The sequence below is a fragment of the Paenibacillus sp. sg306046 genome (assembly GCF_059821225.1).
This window is the reverse complement of sequence record NZ_JCAMRT010000001.1, coordinates 441,851-459,627: the sequence shown is the minus strand read 5'-3', so window position 1 is coordinate 459,627 and position 17,777 is coordinate 441,851. Positions and strand designations below refer to the sequence as shown.

Sequence of the window (17,777 nt, the reverse complement as noted above, 5' to 3'; positions counted from 1 at the left end):
CATAGGCACGAGGGTTCGCGGGAGCGATCTCCTCCGAGATTGTTCTTCAACTAAAGTACGAAAGCAGCTTTGTCGAAAGTGCTTCGATCAGAGGCTGTGCTTATCTGGCTCCAATATTTTTGCCGTTTGGCGTACCCGAGCCGATCAGGTCACTGCCGTTCGCCAGCTTCAGGAAATTGCCCAGATTCGGAGAGCCGTTGGCATTGCGGGTCAGCGAAGGCGTCAGCGTGACAAAATCGCTATTATTGGCAAGCAAGCCTTTGCCGTTCACACTCTGGTTGTTTTTCCACCAGACGTTCGTGTTGGATACATCGGTGCCGCTTGTTTTGTCGCTCGATTTGCCTTTATAAGACAAGTTGTTCGTGAATACATGGGTACCTTTATCGAACGCAAAATTGCTGCCGCTGTTGGTGCCGTTGTCGAACGCTGTATTATTTTTCATTTGAATCGAGCCTGGATTGCTGTTGTACGTGAACCCGTGTTTTTTGTTCTGGTACGCAATGCTGTTTTCAACGATATGATTAACGGCAATGCCGTCGCCGCCAAGCTTGAAGCCGTTTCCGTCGCTGTTCGAGGTCGATGTGCCGTCGGAGGTTGCTCCGTTATGATGGGCGACGCTGTTACGGATGGTAACCGGGCTGATGGCGCCTGTATCCGTTTTAGCGAACAGATCCCAGCCGTCGTCCACGTTGTACGCCGCAATGCATCCATCGAATACATTGCCCGGGCCTACAGTCAGCTTGGCGGCAAAGCCGTCGGCGTCCTCTCCGTTATCCGGGTCAAAATTGTCGTGGGAGTAGGAGTTCAGAATGGTGTTGTTGCTTGGCCACTCGCTTTTCGCCGCAGTGGTAGCATAACGTCCGAGCTGCAGGCCGGTGTCCCGATTATGATGGGTTTCAACGTTTTCGAAAAGGTTGTTGCTGCCGCCGATGAAAATGCCATTGTCGCCTGCATTTTTCACTTCGATTCCTTTAACCACCCAGTGGTTGCCGAAAAATTGAAAGCCGCGGTTCGTTGAAGCGAAGGCCTGTCCGGCAAAGTCGAAGACCGGTTTTTCCGAGTTATAAGGAAGCAAACTGATTTTGGCGCTGGACGTGCCGTTTTTGCCTAACGGAATTGTAATTGTTGTCGAAGAAGTATACGTGCCGCCGCGCAAATAAATGGTGTCGCCTGCCGTGACCAGCGTCAAAGCTTTGGCAAGGGTGGTCGGGCTGGCTAATGTACCAGGGTTGGAAGCGTTTCCGTTAGGGGAAACATAAATGGTTGTCGCAGCTTGAGCAGGTACAACGGATAAAACGGACAATAACAGAGCGGAACAAACGAATGCGCTTACTTTTTGATTCATTTTTTTCATGTGAATCATCTCCTAATCAAATTGTTTTATGAAGCGAAAAGCATGTCGTGTTTTGTTGTCGAAATCACCGTCCTGCTGCAAATTTCATCCAGAATTCATCCAAAATTTTGAATTCGGATAATTCGGATGATACTTCGTCATCATACAAAATCTCTCATTTCTGTACAATACCTCAAATTCGGATAAAAGCTGTTTTTACCGGTAATCGACTTATTTTGCACGATGATATGAGCTAATGATTATCGCCAAATAGGCTTGATTGCGGGATGAAGGTGGAAAAAGCGGCTGGAAAGGGGGCATACCGAACTGAAACTGATCATGGGAAGCGCTCAAGTGATTGACCCTGCAGGCTGATGATTATGCTGATCTGGAAGAGGATCATGCTGTAAACTAAAAAAGCTGTCCCTACGCGTCTTTTCAGACCACGAGGGACAGCTTTTGATCACAGGTTCAGCCCATTATCGCTTACTTTTGGCCGATAGCTTTGGAATATTCACGAACGATATCGAAGTTTTTGTCATCCGATTTTACATAACCGCGGTGCGAGTAAACTTCGTAAATGATTTTGCCGCCCTCTGGATCTTTACCGATCTCCATGAACGCATTGGCAATTTTATCTCTCCAGGCTTGATCCATGTCCGGACGAACCGTAATGGTATCGTTAGGGATTTTCGACGTGAACGCTACAACACGCGTTTGCTCGAATACATCGGGCTTGTCCTTTTTAACCGTGTTGCGCGCATCCTGGAAAATAGCCGCTGCATCGGTTTGACCATTCAGTACAGCGAGTACGCCTTTATCATGACCCTTTACTTCGATGCCCTTTACATCTTTCTCCGGGTCAACGCCAGCTTTCTTCATATCATTAGCTGGCCAAACGTAACCGGCCGAGGAAGTAACGCCTTGCCATGCGATGGATTTGCCCTTCAGATCAGCCATCGTCTGGATTGGGGAATCCTTCTTAACGATAATCATCGCCTTGTAGAAGTCTACCAGGTCTTTTGTTTCGGCGCCGGTTGCATCGTCGATGCCGTAACGTTGAGCCTGAAGCAGCAGATCGGCAGCTTTTTTCTCATCATGTGCAAGCACGTAAGCGTTTGGAGGCAGGAAGCCGATATCGACTTGCTTCGAAGCCATCGCTTCAATGACCGTGTTGTAGTTGGTCGATACGGTAACCTTTACAGGAATGCCCAGCTTGTCGCCCAGCAGCTTCTCAAGCGGCTTGGCTTTCGCTTCAAGTGTCTCTGCGTTTTGGGAAGGTACGAATTGAACGCGAAGTTCCTTCGGCTCAAAGCCTTTTGCTGCTGGAGCTTCTTGTTTTGTGTCTGTCGGCGCAGGGGTTGATGCACCCGTTGTTGGTGTCTTTGTTCCGCAAGCAGCCAGCCCCGCCGTCAAAATCAGGGACAGGCTAAGAACTGTCATCTTCTTGAACATAAAAATTGACCTCCTGTTAATACATGTATTAGTGTCAAACAATTCAACTATACCACAAATTGGACAAACGTATAGTTAAAAAATTGTGAAACCGAGATTTTGTGTTAATAATCATTACATAGTTCTTACATTGTGGCTCTTTTTTCATGGTTTTGTTAAGATAACAGCAAGTCCAAATTCAATTGTACGGGGGTTGACTAAAGCAGTGACTCAATTTCATTCCGCTGACATGTCCATTCAAGCTTCCATAAAGCTTGTGATTCTGGAAACAAGCGACATTCATGGCCATATCATGCCCATTCAATATGCCAATCATAACCCGACGGAAACCGGACTCGCCAAGCTCGCTTCCTTAATCCGTCAAGAACGGCAGCGTCATGAGCATCTGCTGTTGGTTGACAATGGCGATCTCATTCAAGGGACGCCGCTTGCTTATCACCATGCCCGGTTGAACGGGCAGGAGCTGAATCCGATGATTGCTTCGCTGAATGAGCTTGGCTATGACGCGGCAGTTGTCGGCAATCATGAGTTTAACTATGGCATGCCTTTGCTACGCAAGGCAGCCGCAGAATCAGACTTCCCTTGGCTGAGCGCCAATATCGTGAGCAGCGCAGACGGAGAGCCTTTTCTCGGCAAGCCGTATACCATCAAAAGCATTGGCGACGCCAAGGTTGCGATATTGGGGCTGACAACGCCTTACATTCCGAACTGGGAGAAGGCGGAATATATTGCCGGGCTGCAATTCGAGGACGCGGTTGCCTCCGCGAAGCATTGGGTACGCAAGCTCCGGGAGCAAGAAGGGGCCGATGTGGTGATTGTGTCTTATCACGGAGGGTTTGAGCGCCATCTGGACACCGGGGAGCCGACAGAGCCGCTAACCGGTGAAAATCAAGGCTATGCGTTATGCCGGGAGGTGGAGGGTATTGATCTGTTGCTGACCGGTCACCAGCACCGAACGATCGCTGCAACGGTTTGCGGTGTGCCGGTGCTGCAGCCAGGAAGCGCAGGCGGATGGCTGGGCAAGGCCGTGCTGACATTGGAGCGCAATCGGGCTTCAGACGGTCGCTGGCGTGTAGCGGCGGTGGAGACGGAGCTGCTGTCGCCGGATGGCGTTGAGCCGGATGCCCGCATTCTGGAGCTGACGAAGCCGCATGAGCAGCTGACGCAAACATGGCTGGATCAGCCGATCGGACGGCTGGTCGGCGATATGCGGGTAACCGATCCGATGGGCGTTCGTTTGGCGGAGCATCCACTGATTGAGTTTATTAACCGGGTGCAGATGGAGCTTTCCGGCGCTTCGATTTCGAATACGGCGTTATTCGACAACGTATCGCCCGGCTTTCCCGAACATATTACGATGCGCGATATCGTTTCAAATTACATTTATCCGAATACGCTGCAGGTCATCCGAGTGAGCGGACATGATATTGCGGCGGCGCTGGAGCAGACGGCCGGTTATTTTGAGACGTACGATGGCCACGGGGAAATTCGGGTAAGCGCATCGTTCAGCGATCCGAAGCCCCAGCATTACAATTATGATATGTGGGAAGGCATCAAGTACAAGCTGGACATCTCAAAGCCTGCGGGCGAGCGGGTAACCGGTTTGACGTATGCGGGCGAGCCGCTGAGCCCGGAGGGCGAATATGAGGTTGTCATGAATAATTACCGTGCGGCCGGTGGCGGCAACTATGCGATGTTTCACGGCAAGCCTGTTGTGAAGGATATCCCTACCGATATGGCCGAGCTGCTGGCGACTTATATTATGGAACGCGGCACCATCGAAGCGACGCTGGACCGGAACTGGGAGGTTATCTGGAACGGCAAGCAGCCGGGGCAGGCGTAGCCGAGTCACGCAGCAGCGGACAGCAGCGCGAGTCGTCCTGGCCGAACCGAAGCAGGGGGAAAATGGCTATACCTATTCTTGACCTTGCTCCAGCGCTGCGATCTATGCGTTAATAATAGATGTAGCAGGCCAGCTAACACTCTAGGAAAGGAGTGATCGGAAACGATGATTACAACTAAAGAGGTGGTCTCTGCGTAAGCAGAGGCGGTAATTTTAAACCAAAGGAAGCGGACGCTGGACTTCGTCTGGCGTCCGCTTCCAGGGGGCCTGCGGGCCCCCGTCTACATAACATTCAGCATCCGGCAATCGAGGATGGACATTTTGGCAAACAATGGGTATAATAATTTCGATACATTTTATTCTATTGAAGGGAGTGGCGCGACATGTTGGTAGGTACAAACGCGACTATGAAAATGATGGCAAGAGGAATCGTAGACAATTGAATAAGCATTTTCTCCATCACCGTCACCTGAACCCCGTCTTCTACAGGAACAGAACATAAAGAGGCATTTGGGCACGCATCGGCAGATCGTGTTTTTTTATTTTATGCCCCTCGTAGACTCAACAATCCTGTGTATCCAACGGTACATGCTTAGGAGGTGTGAAGATGAAAATGCTGACAACTTTCGGAGGTAACGCCACTACGGCGCGAAAGGAGGCATTCATCGGTGGGGTACAAAAATGGGAAGGACATTTTGCCGCCTAATCTGCTCAAGCAGCTGCAGGATTATATCCAGGGCGAAATTATTTATATTCCGAAGAAAGATCAAACCCGCGCCGGCTGGGGTGAAAACAACGGCACGCGGCAATCAATCCAGAAGCGGAATCATGAAATATTCAGACTGTATCAGAACGGATATTCCGTGACAGAGCTGATCGGCAAATTCCATTTAAGCGAAGACAGCATTCGCAAAATTATCGTGAAAACCCGCGGACTCGCGGCTAGACCCTAACTTAACCCGAAGCGGCGGTTAGGCGGCTCAACACGAGCTAATCGGTTGCAAGCCGCCGCCAGGCATCGCTTTCATATTATAGCGAACGAGCCAGAAGTGGATGCTTTTGGCTTTTTTCGATTTCATTAGCAGCAAGAACGAAAGCTTAAAAAAGCTGAATGCCGACCAGCTTGATCCCGCTGATCAAAATAATCGCCGCCATCACGGTGCGCAGCGGCTTCGCCGGCACTTTGGCAGACAGGCTGCTGCCCAGCAGCACACCAGGCACTGACCCGATGAGCAAATTCAGAGCCAGCATGTAGTCAATGTTGCCGAAGCCCGCATGCATCACGCCTGCGGCCGACACAAGCAAAAAGGCATGGACGATATCGGTACCGACCAGCTCGGCGGCTTTCAGGCGGTAAAAAAACATCATAGCGAGCGCAAAGAGAGAGCCGGAGCCAATCGAGGTCAGTCCGACAATAAAGCCCAGCAGCACGCCGACGAGAATCGACAGCCGCTTTTTCTCGGCGAGCGATTTGGATTGAATCGCATTGGTTCGATTGGGCGTAATCCACACTTTGGCAAGGCTCAGAAGCGCCACGACGATCAGCACGACGCCGAGGGAATGCTTAATGATCTGATCCTGATAGCCTTGAAGCGGGGGGAAAAATCTCAGCAGCAAAACGGCTAGTACGGCACTCGGAATGCTGCCCATAGCCAGATGCTTGACCAGCGTCATGTTCACCGTCTTCTGCCGGACATGCTGGATGCTGCCGAACAGCTTCGTTATCGAATTATAGAACAAATCCGTCGCCACAGCTACGGTAGGCTGAATGCCCAGAAAAACAAGCAGCGGCGTCAATAACGCAGCTCCTCCTACGCCTGTCAGCCCGACCAAAAGTCCGACAAGCGCACCCATCAATACAATACTCATATCCATCTCATTCTCACCTCAAGTTATCTTGTCGGTCAAAGTTATTATAATTCCAAGTTAACCTATGTGCAATTGTTATTTTTGGGCGGTGATTTTGCAGCCTGATTCACTATATGTCGGGGAGTGGCGGTCTGGTGCCCATTCCGGCCAAACAAATGATGCGGCAAGCGAGTGAAACCGTGAGAGATCGACAAGCTTCACGCGGGGATGTAGTGCTTTCTGCATGAGGAAGGAAACGGCGCGATATGATATGATTGGTAAAGGAGTGGATGCGATGATTCCTGTATTTGTTTATGGAACCTTGCTGGAAGGGGAAGCAAATCATCATGTCGTGGCGCCGTTTATTCAGTCTGTCCGAAATGGCTTTGTGCGGGGGGAGCTGTTTGATGCCGGGGAGTATCCCGGGCTCGTATTGTCCGGGCCGGGCGGTGGCGGACTCGTGACGGGCGAATGGCTGGTGATTGCCCCTGAAGGGCTGGCGAAGCTGGATGAGCTGGAGGCGTATTACGGCCCTGGCGGCCGCAATGACTATGAACGGATCTGGATACGGGACAGCAGGCGGGAGGAGCGTGAAGGCTGGACGTACGTATGGACGCATTCGCACGGATATCCGCTGCTTGACGGAGGCTCGTGGAGGGAGCGGCGCATCCCTTAGAGCAATCACGGCTTTTTTACCGGAACCTGCCGAGGATTTGTCAGCTAGTCCGGGAGGCCGCAGTTATCGTGGGCGCGCTGCATGCGAAGCCGTCGGCCAGAGCAGCAAGCCGTGCTCACTCACGATGAGCGCGGCTTGTTGGCGCTATCGGCTAGCTGCGAACCGAGAACGGTTTCCAGTCTTGCTTCTCGGATTTTTTAATAATTTCACTGATGCGCATCATAATGGCATTGGCGTCCTCTTCTCCGATTGCCACCGCAAGCTGCTCGTAGGACAAATTATCTTTGTGAAGCTTGCGTGTAACCGAGCTGTCCCTGTACCAGGCTTCGGTGATGGCGAAGGAGCCTTCCTTTTTCAGCCAAACCTCATGATAATATTGTTCCTGCTCGTTTTGAGCTTTAAGTGACAAGTAGTAGGCCAGCATCGGAATGCGGGGATCGGAGATACGCTGGCTGACGACAGAGCCTGATGAGACCGGCTGCCCGAACGAAACATATCGGGAGACTTTGCGTATTAATTGTTCGACAGATTGCACCATAACGATCCCTCCTTAGGACGTATTTCCTATATTTTCTAGTTTAATCTCTTAAACTCTCTCTGAGAATAATAATAACATAGTTCAAAAGGATTAAAAACCCTACTTTCGACTTAGGCGGTTTTGTTTTTTCACCCCTATTTATGGCGGTTCGTGGTATAATGAAGCCATTCGAACTTGCACGATTTTAGAAGCGGAGAGATTGCAGCATGCAACCATACACCATTTTACTCGCAGATGACGAAGAGGCGCTCCGGTTTTTGCTGACCGAGACGCTGGCTGATGAAGGTTATGCCATTACGGAAGCGGCCGATGGCAAGGAGGCAGTCGAACGGCTGACGGCTGAACGATTCGATCTGGTCATATTAGACTACATGATGCCGGAGCAGACCGGGGTGGAGGTATGCGAGTGGCTGCGCAGCCAGGATAATCCCAATCGGCATACGCCGGTGATTTTGCTGACGGCCAAGGCGCTTGATAAAGACCGCGAGCGTGCCAGGGAAGCCGGAGTTACCCAGTACATCGTCAAGCCCTTCAGCCCGCTGCAGCTTATTGATACCGTGCAAGAGCTTATTCAGCAGCGGTTGTCCTAACAACTACATCTGATTGATGATATAAAGAGCGGGAGTGAGCTTGGTTGCGTCAAGGTTCTGGAGAAGATAGGACTGCCAGAGAGCATCGTCTGATGAAGGACGGCAAGCGCAAATATGTGGTGGAGCTTGCCAGACAGCTGTCCCAGCTGGGCGAATGGCTGACGGCCAGTCAGCCGGAGGATTCCTACGACTGGGGGAAGCGCGTGTACCGGGTGGTACATACGCTGAAGGGAAGCGCGCCTATGTTTGGCTTAGTCCGGATCGGCGTGATCGCGCAGAAGCTGGTCGAGCTGTGGGAGTGGACACAATGTGAAAAGGAGCCCGGACCGTCTTCGGGCGATCTCGGAATCTACCATCGCTGCGCGGAGCTGTCGGCTTCCCTGCTGCGCGAGATGGAGCTCGAACTGGAGATTTATAAGCGCGAGCTGGAGCTGGACGAGCATCAGGAGCGTATGCAATGGTCCTATGGGCAGCCCGGCGGCGAACGCCTGCTGATCATTGACGATGATGACGTGCTGCGCTCGTATTTGGTTCGTCGGCTGCGGATGGACGGCTATGAGGTGGATGAAGCGGCGGACGTTACGACGGCAGAACGGCTGCTGCGGGAAAAAACGTACAGACTCGTCACGCTGGATCTCATGATGCATCCGGTCAGCGGATATGAGCTGTTTAATTTTTTGAAAAACGATCCTACTTTGAAATGGCTCCCGCTTATTGTATTGTCAGGCCGGGATGATGTGAACGATAAGGTGCGCTGCTTCTATCTGGGGGCCGATGATTACGTCACGAAGCCCTTTCATTATGAGGAGCTGGCGGCGAGGGTTCACAGCCTGCTCGGCCGGACGAAAGCCTTCGAGCAGATGGCGTTTCGCGATCCGCTCACAGGCGTGTATAACCGCCGCTTTTTCGATCATCAGATTCAGAAGGAGCTTCAGCGGGTCGCCAGGTATCCGAGCCAGATTTCGCTCGCGTTTATTGACATCGACCGGTTTAAGTGGATTAATGATACGTTCGGACACCATGTCGGCGACCTCGTGCTGCAGGGACTTGCACACCTGCTGCAGGACAATATCCGGAATACGGATGTGCTGGCCCGCTTCGGCGGCGAGGAGTTTGTCATTATATTTCCGAATACGCGCGGCGAAGAGGCCAAGCTGCGAGTCGAGTATATTTTGCGGCTGGCCCAGCGGGAGCCGGTGGCGCAAAACGAAGGGCAGCAATTTTATATCACCTTCTCTGCCGGCGTGTCGGAATGGGTGAAGCCGATGGAAATCGAGCAGTGGGTGGAGACATCCGACAGCGCAATGTACGAGGCCAAGCAGAGCGGCAGCAACCGTGTGGTGCTCCGGACGCACGACCATAACCATAGCTGGAAGTCCGACGAGCAGTCTGCTCCAGCAGCCGAACGCAAGCTTGTTCTGATTGCGGACGATGATAAAATTTTACGGTCGATTCTGATCGCCAAGCTGAAGCATCTGCCTGTCGATTTCCAGGAAGCGGTTGACGGCGAGGAGGCGTATCAGATCATGCGGCGGCAGCGGGTGCATCTCTGCATTCTGGATGGCGTCATGCCGCGTCTGGACGGCTACGAGCTGCTGCAGCGCCTGCAGGAGCGCAGTGAGCTGCCGCCGGATATGAAGGTTATGCTGCTGTCTGGCAGAACCCGCCAGGAGGATATAGATCGGGGGCTGGAGCTGGGCGCGGACAGCTACATGCACAAGCCCTTTTCGATCGTCGAGCTGGAGCTGCGCGTGAAGGAATTGCTGGAACTGCTTTAACCAGGATGCGGATACCTGGCCGCCGCCCCGCTTGCGGACGGCGGCCGGGTTGATCGGCAAGTGATGAGACAACAAGAGTGAAAAACAGATTCAAAATTTCAAACGAGGACGTGGAAGAGTTGACTGAAAAGCCACTCGATATGCTGAGCATTAAAAACCGAATGACCTTGCCGATTACACTTGGAACCTTCATGCTTGCTTTGCTGACGCATGGCCTGTTCCGTTGGCTGGGTGTGTTTCATTCCCAGCATGGCGTGGATTTGGCGGCCTACAGCGTCCAACTGAATGCATTGCTGGCGGCGCCCGTCATTTTGCTGCTTGCCGGAACGGCGGCTTATGCCTCGGGACGCCAACGTTATGTCCCATTATTGAATGCGCTGTCAATGACCTTGTCGAGTGTGGCGATGATATTTGTAGCGGGCGGCATGGTTGAGTTTTTCTTCTCGATTTTTATGGTCATTGCGCTGATGGCGTTTTATGAGAGCACGCTGCTGATCTGGATGATGACAGGCATGTTTGCGCTCCAATATGGGTCCGCTTACTTATTTTTTCCTGAGCTTGTGTTTGGGTCGAAAGAGTATGGCTTCATCATGCTGCTCGTGCACCTCGTCTTCCTGTTGTTGACGGCGGGAACGACCGTATGGCAAATTTCGAAGAAAAAGGTGACCGTTGACCTGCTGGAGGCGGACAAACAGCAGAAGCAGGAGCTGTTGAAGCATACGTTGAACCAATTGACGCAAAGCTCGGGCCAGCTTGTTCGTTATGTGGAACATCTGGGCGGCAATACGGACCGCACGCTGGTGGAAAACCGCAGCATCCGGGATTCGATGCAAGGCATGGCTGCAGCCACGGAAGAACAGGCGCAGAACAGCGGCGACAGCGCCCGGGCGATGGAGGAGATGTCGATTGGCGTGCAGCGGGTAGCCGAGTCGTCAGGTGTGGTAACGGAAGCTTCGATGGCTATGCTCCACGAGGCCGAGAAAGGGAATGTGACGATCAACCACGCAGTAACACAGTTGGATTCGCTTAAAAACACGGCTATCGAGGTCAGCGAAGCGCTGCAGCGGCTGGAGCAGCAATCTTTGCAAATCGGTGAAATTGCAACGATGATTTCCGCAATCGCGTCGCAAACGAATCTGCTGGCGCTAAATGCGTCGATTGAAGCGGCTCGCGCCGGCGAGCATGGGACAGGCTTTGCGGTAGTTGCGACCGAGGTGCGCAAGCTGGCAGAGCAGTCTGAGCATTCGGCGACTGAAATTCGGGATTTGATTGAAGAGATTCAACGGGCGACGTCCTCAGCCGTCGGGACGATGAAGGGCGGCACACGCGAGGTGATGTCCAGCCATGAGGCGGTTTCAGCAGCTGGGGATGTATTCCGTCTGATCGTTGAGGAAGCGCGCCGGGTGTCCGATCAAATTCAGGATATTTCCGCTTCCGCGCAGCAGATGTCAGCGGGAACGGAGGAAGTATCGGCATCGCTGAACGAGGTGGCGCGGTTATCCGGCAGTAACGCGGAGGCTGCGCAGCTCGTGCTTGCTTCGAGTCAGCAGCAGCTGCAGGCGATGGAGTCGATCTCGGAAGCGACGGATGGACTGAATCAGCTGGCTCACGAGCTGGAGAAGATTTGCGGCGGATTAAATCTGGAGGCGCAGAAGCGGATATCATAATTGCATAAAAGCATCAACTCAAGAGCTGTCAGGCATGCACTGGCAGCTTTTGTATGTTCTTTGCCAACGGGAAAGTGGTTTGCCGCATCGCTTTGTGCTACATTTAAGGCTGACAGGAAAAGTGGCGGCCTGAGATTGGCAGATTGAAACGGAGGTTAAGCGCATTATGAGAGTTTGCAATTCCCCGCGTCCGCGTGCCTGGATGTGGGTGTATGTCTGGATGATTGCACTGGCCTTATGGCAGCTGGCGCCGGCGAATCCGGTTTATGCGCATGCCTCGCTTCTGAAGGCGACGCCGGAAGCAAATAGTGAGCTGGAGCAGTCTCCGGCCGCGGTAACGCTGACCTTTAATGAACCGCTGGAGGAAGGACTTTATTACTTGCGGGTGTACGACCGCAACAAACGAAAGGTGACCGAGCAGGCGGCTACGTTAAACAAGGCGCGAACGATACTTGAGCTGCAGCTGCCGGTATTGGAGCGCGGGACTTATCTGGCGACCTATCATGTGATTTCGGCGGACGGGCATCCGATTAAGGGCAGCTACTTGTTTGCGGTCGGGCAAACGCTGGATGCGCCTTCCACGGCCAGCACCAATGAGTCGATGGAGCATATGCACCGTCATGGCAGCGAATTGGGCGGCTTCGGTACAAAGGATGTGCTGCAATTCGCGGCGAGGATTGCTTTCTACCTTGCGATGCTTGCCTTGACGGGATGGGTGCTGTGGCAGCGCTGGTTCGGTCTGGCCCAGCCGGAAGCGACACGGGCGTGGATCGGCAAGGGTACTGCCGTTTTGCAGCAGGCGTATACGGTTGTATATATTTTGTTCATGGGCGCGCATATCGGGGATTTGCTCGGGGACGGGGGCGCGGACGGGCTGGTCAGTCTGTTTACGAAAACGACGGTCGGACCTGCGTGGCTGGCCGGGCTTGTGCTGGCGTTGGCCTCTTTCGGCTGTTTGCAGCGTGGACCATGGCTGACGTACGGTTGGGTAGGGGCTGTGTGGCTGAGCAAAAGCCTGCTCGGGCATGCTGCTGCCTTCGAGCCGAAAAGCCAGACGCTGCTGCTTGACTGGCTGCATCTCGGAGCGTCCGCTGTCTGGGTCGGCGGTCTGGTGATGCTGCTGGCGCTGTGGCGGAAGCAGCGGGAGGCGGCTCGCGTGCTGCTGCCTGCCTTCTCGATCGCGGCGCTGCTGTCGATCGTGCTGCTGGCCGTAACGGGAACGTTGTCTACGCTGATTTTTTTGCCGAACCTCTCCTATGTGCTGGAGACGGCCTGGGGCCGCTGGCTGCTGGCCAAAGCGGGTCTCACGCTGCTGGTTGTAGCAACAGCGGCGGTGATCCGCGCTGTGATCAGACGCAAGCGTGAAGGGGCGTTCGGAGCGCTGCTGCGCGTGGATGCCGGGCTGATGGCCTGTATCGTCGTTATTGTTGGCATTTTTACTTATTTGACGCCGCTGCCTGCGAACACACCGCTGCAGTGGCATGTAATGGGACAAAAGATCCATATGACGACGCAAATTACGCCCAACGAGCCGGGTGTCAACCGCTTTACGGTCAAGGTATGGCTGCTGGAGCAGCTGGGCCCTCCGAAGCAGGTGATCTTGAAGCTGCAATCTCCGGATACGCCTGACATCGCGCCGTTTGAGGTGCCGGTGACGCCGGTCGAGGATACAAGCGTGGATGAGGATTACGGGATGAAACGGTATACGTACAAGGCGGAAGGGCCCTATTTGCCTTATGCCGGCACGTGGAAGGTCGAGGTCCGGGTGATGGACAGCAAGGATGATGAGACGGTGTACGAGCGTGAAATTCGGCTTTTTTAGCAGAGGAACGCATTCTGAAACGTTATTCGACATAATTCTGCTGAAATGAATGGATGTTGACGGAGAAATAGGACTTTACGACCAAATTTTGCTTGTCGATTTGGGTCAGTCCCTTTACAATGGAGTTACATCTTTTATAGAGGAAGCAGAGGATCGAAATGAAAACACCGCATGATGCTCCAGAGCCTTACAGGCGGCAGTGGGATGAAAAAGCAGGCTTCCGTGTTCGTTATGGATTAATTTTACGCCTGTGGTGCGTAATGGCCGGAGCTGCCTTGGTCCTGCTATCCATTAAAGAAATGATCGGCTGGTCTAACGATATATTGGATTATGTGAAGGCGCTAAGCCTGAGCTTGATCGTGGCCCCCGCGTTGCTGTGGGGGTTCAAGCATCAGCTTGCGTTTCGGCCTGTGCGGATTTTGCTCGTCGTGGCCGTATTGTTTGTCGGGGTGGAAGGGATTGACGCCGCCGCCAGATTTTTTTATACGGGTCAGCTGAGCTGGTTTACCGATGTTATAGAAACGTTTATGCTGCTTTTGTTCACAGGTCCGCTGCTGCTGCTGGAGGCTGCCGATATTCGTCAGCGCAACCTGACGGTGCGTCAATTGACGTATCTCGCTTACCATGATCCGCTAACCGGACTTCCGAACCGTCAAATGTTCCAGCAGACGCTTTGCATGTCGATTGAGCATGTGAAACACGCGCAGGGCAAGCTGGCGGTGATGCTGATTGACCTTGACCGCTTCAAAAATGTCAATGAGACGTTCGGGCATACGTTCGGCGATCAGTTGTTAAATGAAGCGGCCCAGCGGCTGCAGCAGGGGCTGCGGGCCGGGGATGTCGTGGCCAGGCAAGGGGGCGATGAATTCACCCTGTTGATCAAGGATACGGCGCAGACAAGCGACGCCGAGAAGGTGGCGCAAAAAATTATGCGCTTGCTCAGCCAGCCGTTTTCAATGGAGGGCCATGTGCTCCGCGTCGGCTGCAGCATCGGGATTGCGATGTACCCGAATGACGGCGAGGATTCGGTGTCGCTGATGAAAAATGCCGATACGGCGTTGTACCGGGCGAAGGATCGCGGGAAAAACGGCTATCAATTTTTCCAATCGGAAATGAATGATACGGTCATCCAGAAGCTTATTATGGAGGAGTGGCTGAATCAAGCGCTGGAGCACGAGGAATTTGTGCTGCACTACCAACCGCAGGTTGATATTTTCACCAGTCGGATGAATGGGATGGAGGCGCTGATTCGCTGGAATCATCCGCGCCAGGGCTATATTTCACCGGGCGAATTTATCCCGCTGGCTGAAGAAACGGGCTTGATCATTCCGATTGGCGAGTGGGTGCTGCGGATGGCCTGTAAGCAAAATAAGGTATGGCAGCTGGCCGGGTTCCCGCCGGTTAAAATGGCCGTCAACATTTCACCGATTCAGTTCCACCAGCAGGATTTCGTCCAGGTTGTGCTTAAAGCGCTGCAGGATAGCGGGCTGGAGCCGCAATATTTGGAGCTGGAAATTACAGAGGGCATCGCGATGGTCCATGTCGATCAAGTGATTCAGAAGCTGCAAACGCTGCGTGATCTCGGCGTACATATTTCGATGGATGATTTCGGCACAGGCTACTCTTCGCTCAGCTATCTGAAGAAGTTTCCGATTAATAAGCTGAAAATCGCCCAGCAGTTCGTGCGCGACATTACCGTTGATCCTGATGACGCGGCGATTGTGCAGGCCATTATGGCGATGGCGCATAGCCTCAAGCTGAATGTGATCGCGGAAGGCGTGGAGACAGAGGAGCAGCTGTCTTTTCTGCTGGATGTGAAGTGCCGTGAAATTCAAGGCTACATTTATTCCAAGCCGATTCCGGCGCGGGAGTTCACAAGCTTGCTGCAAAGCTTGTCGGCGTAGCCGGATAAAAAGGAAGCCTGCCGGCGCCACGATTGAGGTGGTGTCGGCAGGCTTTTTGGCGCGCAAGTTGGTACGGGCACTTTAGGGGAGTTTGCGCAGCTGACAGATGTCAGGCTGCGCGTGCATGGCTGGCCGGATACGGCTCAGCGGCCAGCTCCGTAAGGGAGGCGGCCGCTGAGCCGTGCCGTCGGATTTGTCGGACGGCACGCTCAGCCTTGCGGCAGAATCTGGCCGGACACGAGTAGAGCACCCAGTGCCGCCGGATTGTCGGACAGCAGGCTCAGCCTTGCTCAGCCTGCTGCCACGCTTGTGGATGACCGTCGCCGACATAGGCGACGGCGGCAGCATTTGCCTTGACCTGCTCCGGGCTCTTGCAGCCGGGGATGACCGTCGTTACAGCCGGATGCTTGAGGCACCAGGCAAGCGCCCATGCGGACATGTCCATGCCTTCCGGCACCTCATGCGTGCGAATGCGCTCCACTTCCTCCAGCTTCAGCCTTGTTTGCTCGGCTTCGTGACGATGGCGGACGTCGTTGTCGGGGAAAACCGCCCCTGGCTTGTATTTGCCGCTCAAGTAGCCGCTAGCCAGCGGCACGCGCGCGAGGACGCCGAGCTGCTGCTGCTCGCAGGACGGGAAAACCCGCGTTTCCGGAATGCGATCCAGCCGGTTATACACAACCTGAATCACCTGAGAGCCGACCCGGGAAGATGCCTCGACCTGGTGCAAATTATCGTTGCTGCCGATGGACGTGCCGAGATGGCGAATTTTGCCGGCCTGCACCTGCTTGTCCAGCATCGTCCACAACTCGTCCTGGTCAAAGTCTTTATCCGTTCCAGAATGGAATTGGTAGATGTCGATATAATCGGTACGCAGCGCCTGGAGCGACGCCTCCAACTGGGCGAGCACCTGCTGGGCGGACCACTCCTGTGTTCGGGTGAAATTTTCATGGAAATGATGGCCGAACTTCGTCGCCACAATCCAGTCCTCGCGGCGATTGCGGGCAAGGTAGCCGCCGATCAGCGATTCGGACGTATGATCGCCATAGCATTCAGCCGTATCAATCAAATTAATGCCGCTCTCGCGAGCCTGATCAAGTATAGCGTCTGTTTCCGCTTGTGTATAAGCTTTGCCCCATTCCCCGCCGAGCTGCCATGTTCCGACACCAATGACGGATACTTTCAGATTTGTTGATCCCAGCTTTCTGTATTTCATGGCGGATGCGCCTCCTTGGTCATAGATTCAATTCTAATTGTAGTGGATGGAGCAGGCGGCTTCAAATGAAGTTTGGTGAAGTTTGGGCAAACGGCAAAGGAGTGAACAGCCGCCGGTCAGCCTGCCGCCGGACGTGCGGGCGCCGTTGGACGAAAAATCATGCAGGATCGGGAGCCAGAAGTACAGGTCCGAGCTATTCCGAGCAGACCGCCGCTGGACAGCCGCTGCAAAAATTCGCCGTCCGGCATATCCTGGAAATGTGGCCGTATTGTTGGACGAGGTAATCCGCAGGGATACGCCGGTCGTCAGCAAGCTGGAGCAGCTGGCGGCAAAAAGGGAAGGAAAGGGGGAACAGAGATGACGGCAGCGGAGTTTATAGCAAAGCTGGCTCCTCTTGCTCAGGCACAGCAGCGCCGGACAAGTGTCCTGGCGTCGATTATCATCGCGCAGGGGGCGCTGGAGAGCGCTTGGGGCCGCAGCGTCCCCGGCAATAATTTGTTTGGCATTAAAGGGACCGGGCAGGAGCTGACAACGCGGGAATATGTAAACGGCAAGTATGTGTCCGTCGTGGCTGGCTTTCGCGCGTACCCGGATTGGGAGGGATCGGTCACTGACCACAGCAACTTTCTTGTTCAGAACACTCGGTATGCTCGCGCTGGCTTTTTTATCGCATGTGCCGCACTGGATTACAAGGCGGCGGCCAGGGCGCTGCAGCAGGCGGGATATGCAACCGATCCTGGCTACGCGAATAAGCTGATTGCCTTGATTGAAGGCTACGGGCTGCAGCAATACGATCAATCGGGGGGAGGAGACGAGATGCCCAAACTGGATCAAGGCGTCGCGCAGACGATCATTAACACCTACCTCAAGCCGTCGTGGGCGTTAGCTGACGAGCAGGAAAAGACGGCGGCCACCAAGGAAGCAGCGACCGCCTGGAGAACGCAGAAAAATTATTACAAGTGGCTGGCCGACCAGCTTCGGGATGCGTCCGGCTTGCCGCGAGAGTAGTTGCGGGCAAGCGGAAACCGCCATGGCAGCTCGCCGCAACTCCGGCATGAAAGCGGCTCTTTCACAGAAACCATCGTTCGGGAACCTGTGCTTGTCGGACAA

At 53.9% G+C, this 17,777-nt stretch carries 14 protein-coding genes; 9 read left to right on the top strand and 5 right to left on the bottom strand.

Annotated features, from left to right (window positions below; genetic code table 11):
- Positions 1–100: 100 nt before the first annotated feature.
- Together AC6ROY_RS01945 and AC6ROY_RS01940 are read right to left on the bottom strand one after the other, a co-directional pair.
- Positions 101–1,354, bottom strand: a complete 1,254-nt coding sequence (locus AC6ROY_RS01945) for a right-handed parallel beta-helix repeat-containing protein (RefSeq protein ID WP_500098262.1) — start codon at positions 1,352–1,354, stop codon at positions 101–103.
- A gap of 465 nt (positions 1,355–1,819) precedes the next feature.
- On the bottom strand, positions 1,820–2,788 hold the full coding sequence (locus AC6ROY_RS01940) for a phosphate/phosphite/phosphonate ABC transporter substrate-binding protein (protein ID WP_500098261.1): 969 nt from the start codon (positions 2,786–2,788) through the stop codon (positions 1,820–1,822).
- A 229-nt stretch (positions 2,789–3,017) separates the two neighbouring features.
- Between AC6ROY_RS01940 and AC6ROY_RS01935 the strand changes: the two genes are divergently transcribed.
- Entirely contained in the window at positions 3,018–4,631 is a 1,614-nt protein-coding gene (locus AC6ROY_RS01935; protein ID WP_500098293.1) for a bifunctional metallophosphatase/5'-nucleotidase, read from the top strand.
- Positions 4,632–5,299: 668 nt separating this feature from the next.
- The gene (locus AC6ROY_RS01930) at positions 5,300–5,584 is read left to right on the top strand and encodes a CD3324 family protein (RefSeq protein ID WP_500098260.1); all 285 of its coding nucleotides are present in this window, start codon (positions 5,300–5,302) and stop codon (positions 5,582–5,584) included.
- 145 nt (positions 5,585–5,729) lie between these two features.
- Here AC6ROY_RS01930 and AC6ROY_RS01925 read toward each other — a convergent pair whose 3' ends face one another.
- Positions 5,730–6,506: a sulfite exporter TauE/SafE family protein gene (locus AC6ROY_RS01925; protein WP_500098259.1), complete on the bottom strand. Its 777-nt coding sequence runs from the start codon at positions 6,504–6,506 to the stop codon at positions 5,730–5,732.
- A gap of 268 nt (positions 6,507–6,774) precedes the next feature.
- Between AC6ROY_RS01925 and AC6ROY_RS01920 the strand changes: the two genes are divergently transcribed.
- Positions 6,775–7,155 carry a gamma-glutamylcyclotransferase family protein gene (locus tag AC6ROY_RS01920; protein WP_500098258.1) on the top strand — a complete coding sequence of 127 codons (381 nt, stop codon included), beginning with the start codon at positions 6,775–6,777 and terminating at the stop codon, positions 7,153–7,155.
- 151 nt (positions 7,156–7,306) lie between these two features.
- On the opposite strand, the gene AC6ROY_RS01915 is transcribed toward AC6ROY_RS01920, so the two are convergent.
- Positions 7,307–7,693: a hypothetical protein gene (locus AC6ROY_RS01915; RefSeq protein WP_500098257.1), complete on the bottom strand. Its 387-nt coding sequence runs from the start codon at positions 7,691–7,693 to the stop codon at positions 7,307–7,309.
- Between the two features lie 206 nt (positions 7,694–7,899).
- Between AC6ROY_RS01915 and AC6ROY_RS01910 the strand changes: the two genes are divergently transcribed.
- The 5 genes from AC6ROY_RS01910 to AC6ROY_RS01890 all read left to right on the top strand — a co-directional run bounded on the left by AC6ROY_RS01910 (position 7,900) and on the right by AC6ROY_RS01890 (position 15,454).
- Positions 7,900–8,283, top strand: a complete 384-nt coding sequence (locus AC6ROY_RS01910; protein WP_500098256.1) for a response regulator — start codon at positions 7,900–7,902, stop codon at positions 8,281–8,283.
- A gap of 44 nt (positions 8,284–8,327) precedes the next feature.
- Entirely contained in the window at positions 8,328–10,061 is a 1,734-nt protein-coding gene (locus AC6ROY_RS01905; protein ID WP_500098255.1) for a diguanylate cyclase, read from the top strand.
- A gap of 110 nt (positions 10,062–10,171) precedes the next feature.
- Positions 10,172–11,728, top strand: coding sequence for a methyl-accepting chemotaxis protein (locus AC6ROY_RS01900; RefSeq protein ID WP_500098292.1), 1,557 nt, complete (start codon positions 10,172–10,174; stop codon positions 11,726–11,728).
- Positions 11,729–11,894: 166 nt separating this feature from the next.
- The gene (locus AC6ROY_RS01895; RefSeq protein ID WP_500098254.1) at positions 11,895–13,550 is read left to right on the top strand and encodes a copper resistance CopC/CopD family protein; all 1,656 of its coding nucleotides are present in this window, start codon (positions 11,895–11,897) and stop codon (positions 13,548–13,550) included.
- A gap of 158 nt (positions 13,551–13,708) precedes the next feature.
- Positions 13,709–15,454, top strand: coding sequence for a putative bifunctional diguanylate cyclase/phosphodiesterase (locus AC6ROY_RS01890; RefSeq protein ID WP_500098253.1), 1,746 nt, complete (start codon positions 13,709–13,711; stop codon positions 15,452–15,454).
- A gap of 280 nt (positions 15,455–15,734) precedes the next feature.
- Here AC6ROY_RS01890 and AC6ROY_RS01885 read toward each other — a convergent pair whose 3' ends face one another.
- Positions 15,735–16,667: an aldo/keto reductase gene (locus AC6ROY_RS01885; RefSeq protein ID WP_500098252.1), complete on the bottom strand. Its 933-nt coding sequence runs from the start codon at positions 16,665–16,667 to the stop codon at positions 15,735–15,737.
- A 357-nt stretch (positions 16,668–17,024) separates the two neighbouring features.
- On the opposite strand from AC6ROY_RS01885, the gene AC6ROY_RS01880 reads away from it, so the two are divergent.
- Positions 17,025–17,675: a glycoside hydrolase family 73 protein gene (locus AC6ROY_RS01880; protein WP_500098251.1), complete on the top strand. Its 651-nt coding sequence runs from the start codon at positions 17,025–17,027 to the stop codon at positions 17,673–17,675.
- Positions 17,676–17,777 lie beyond the last annotated feature (102 nt).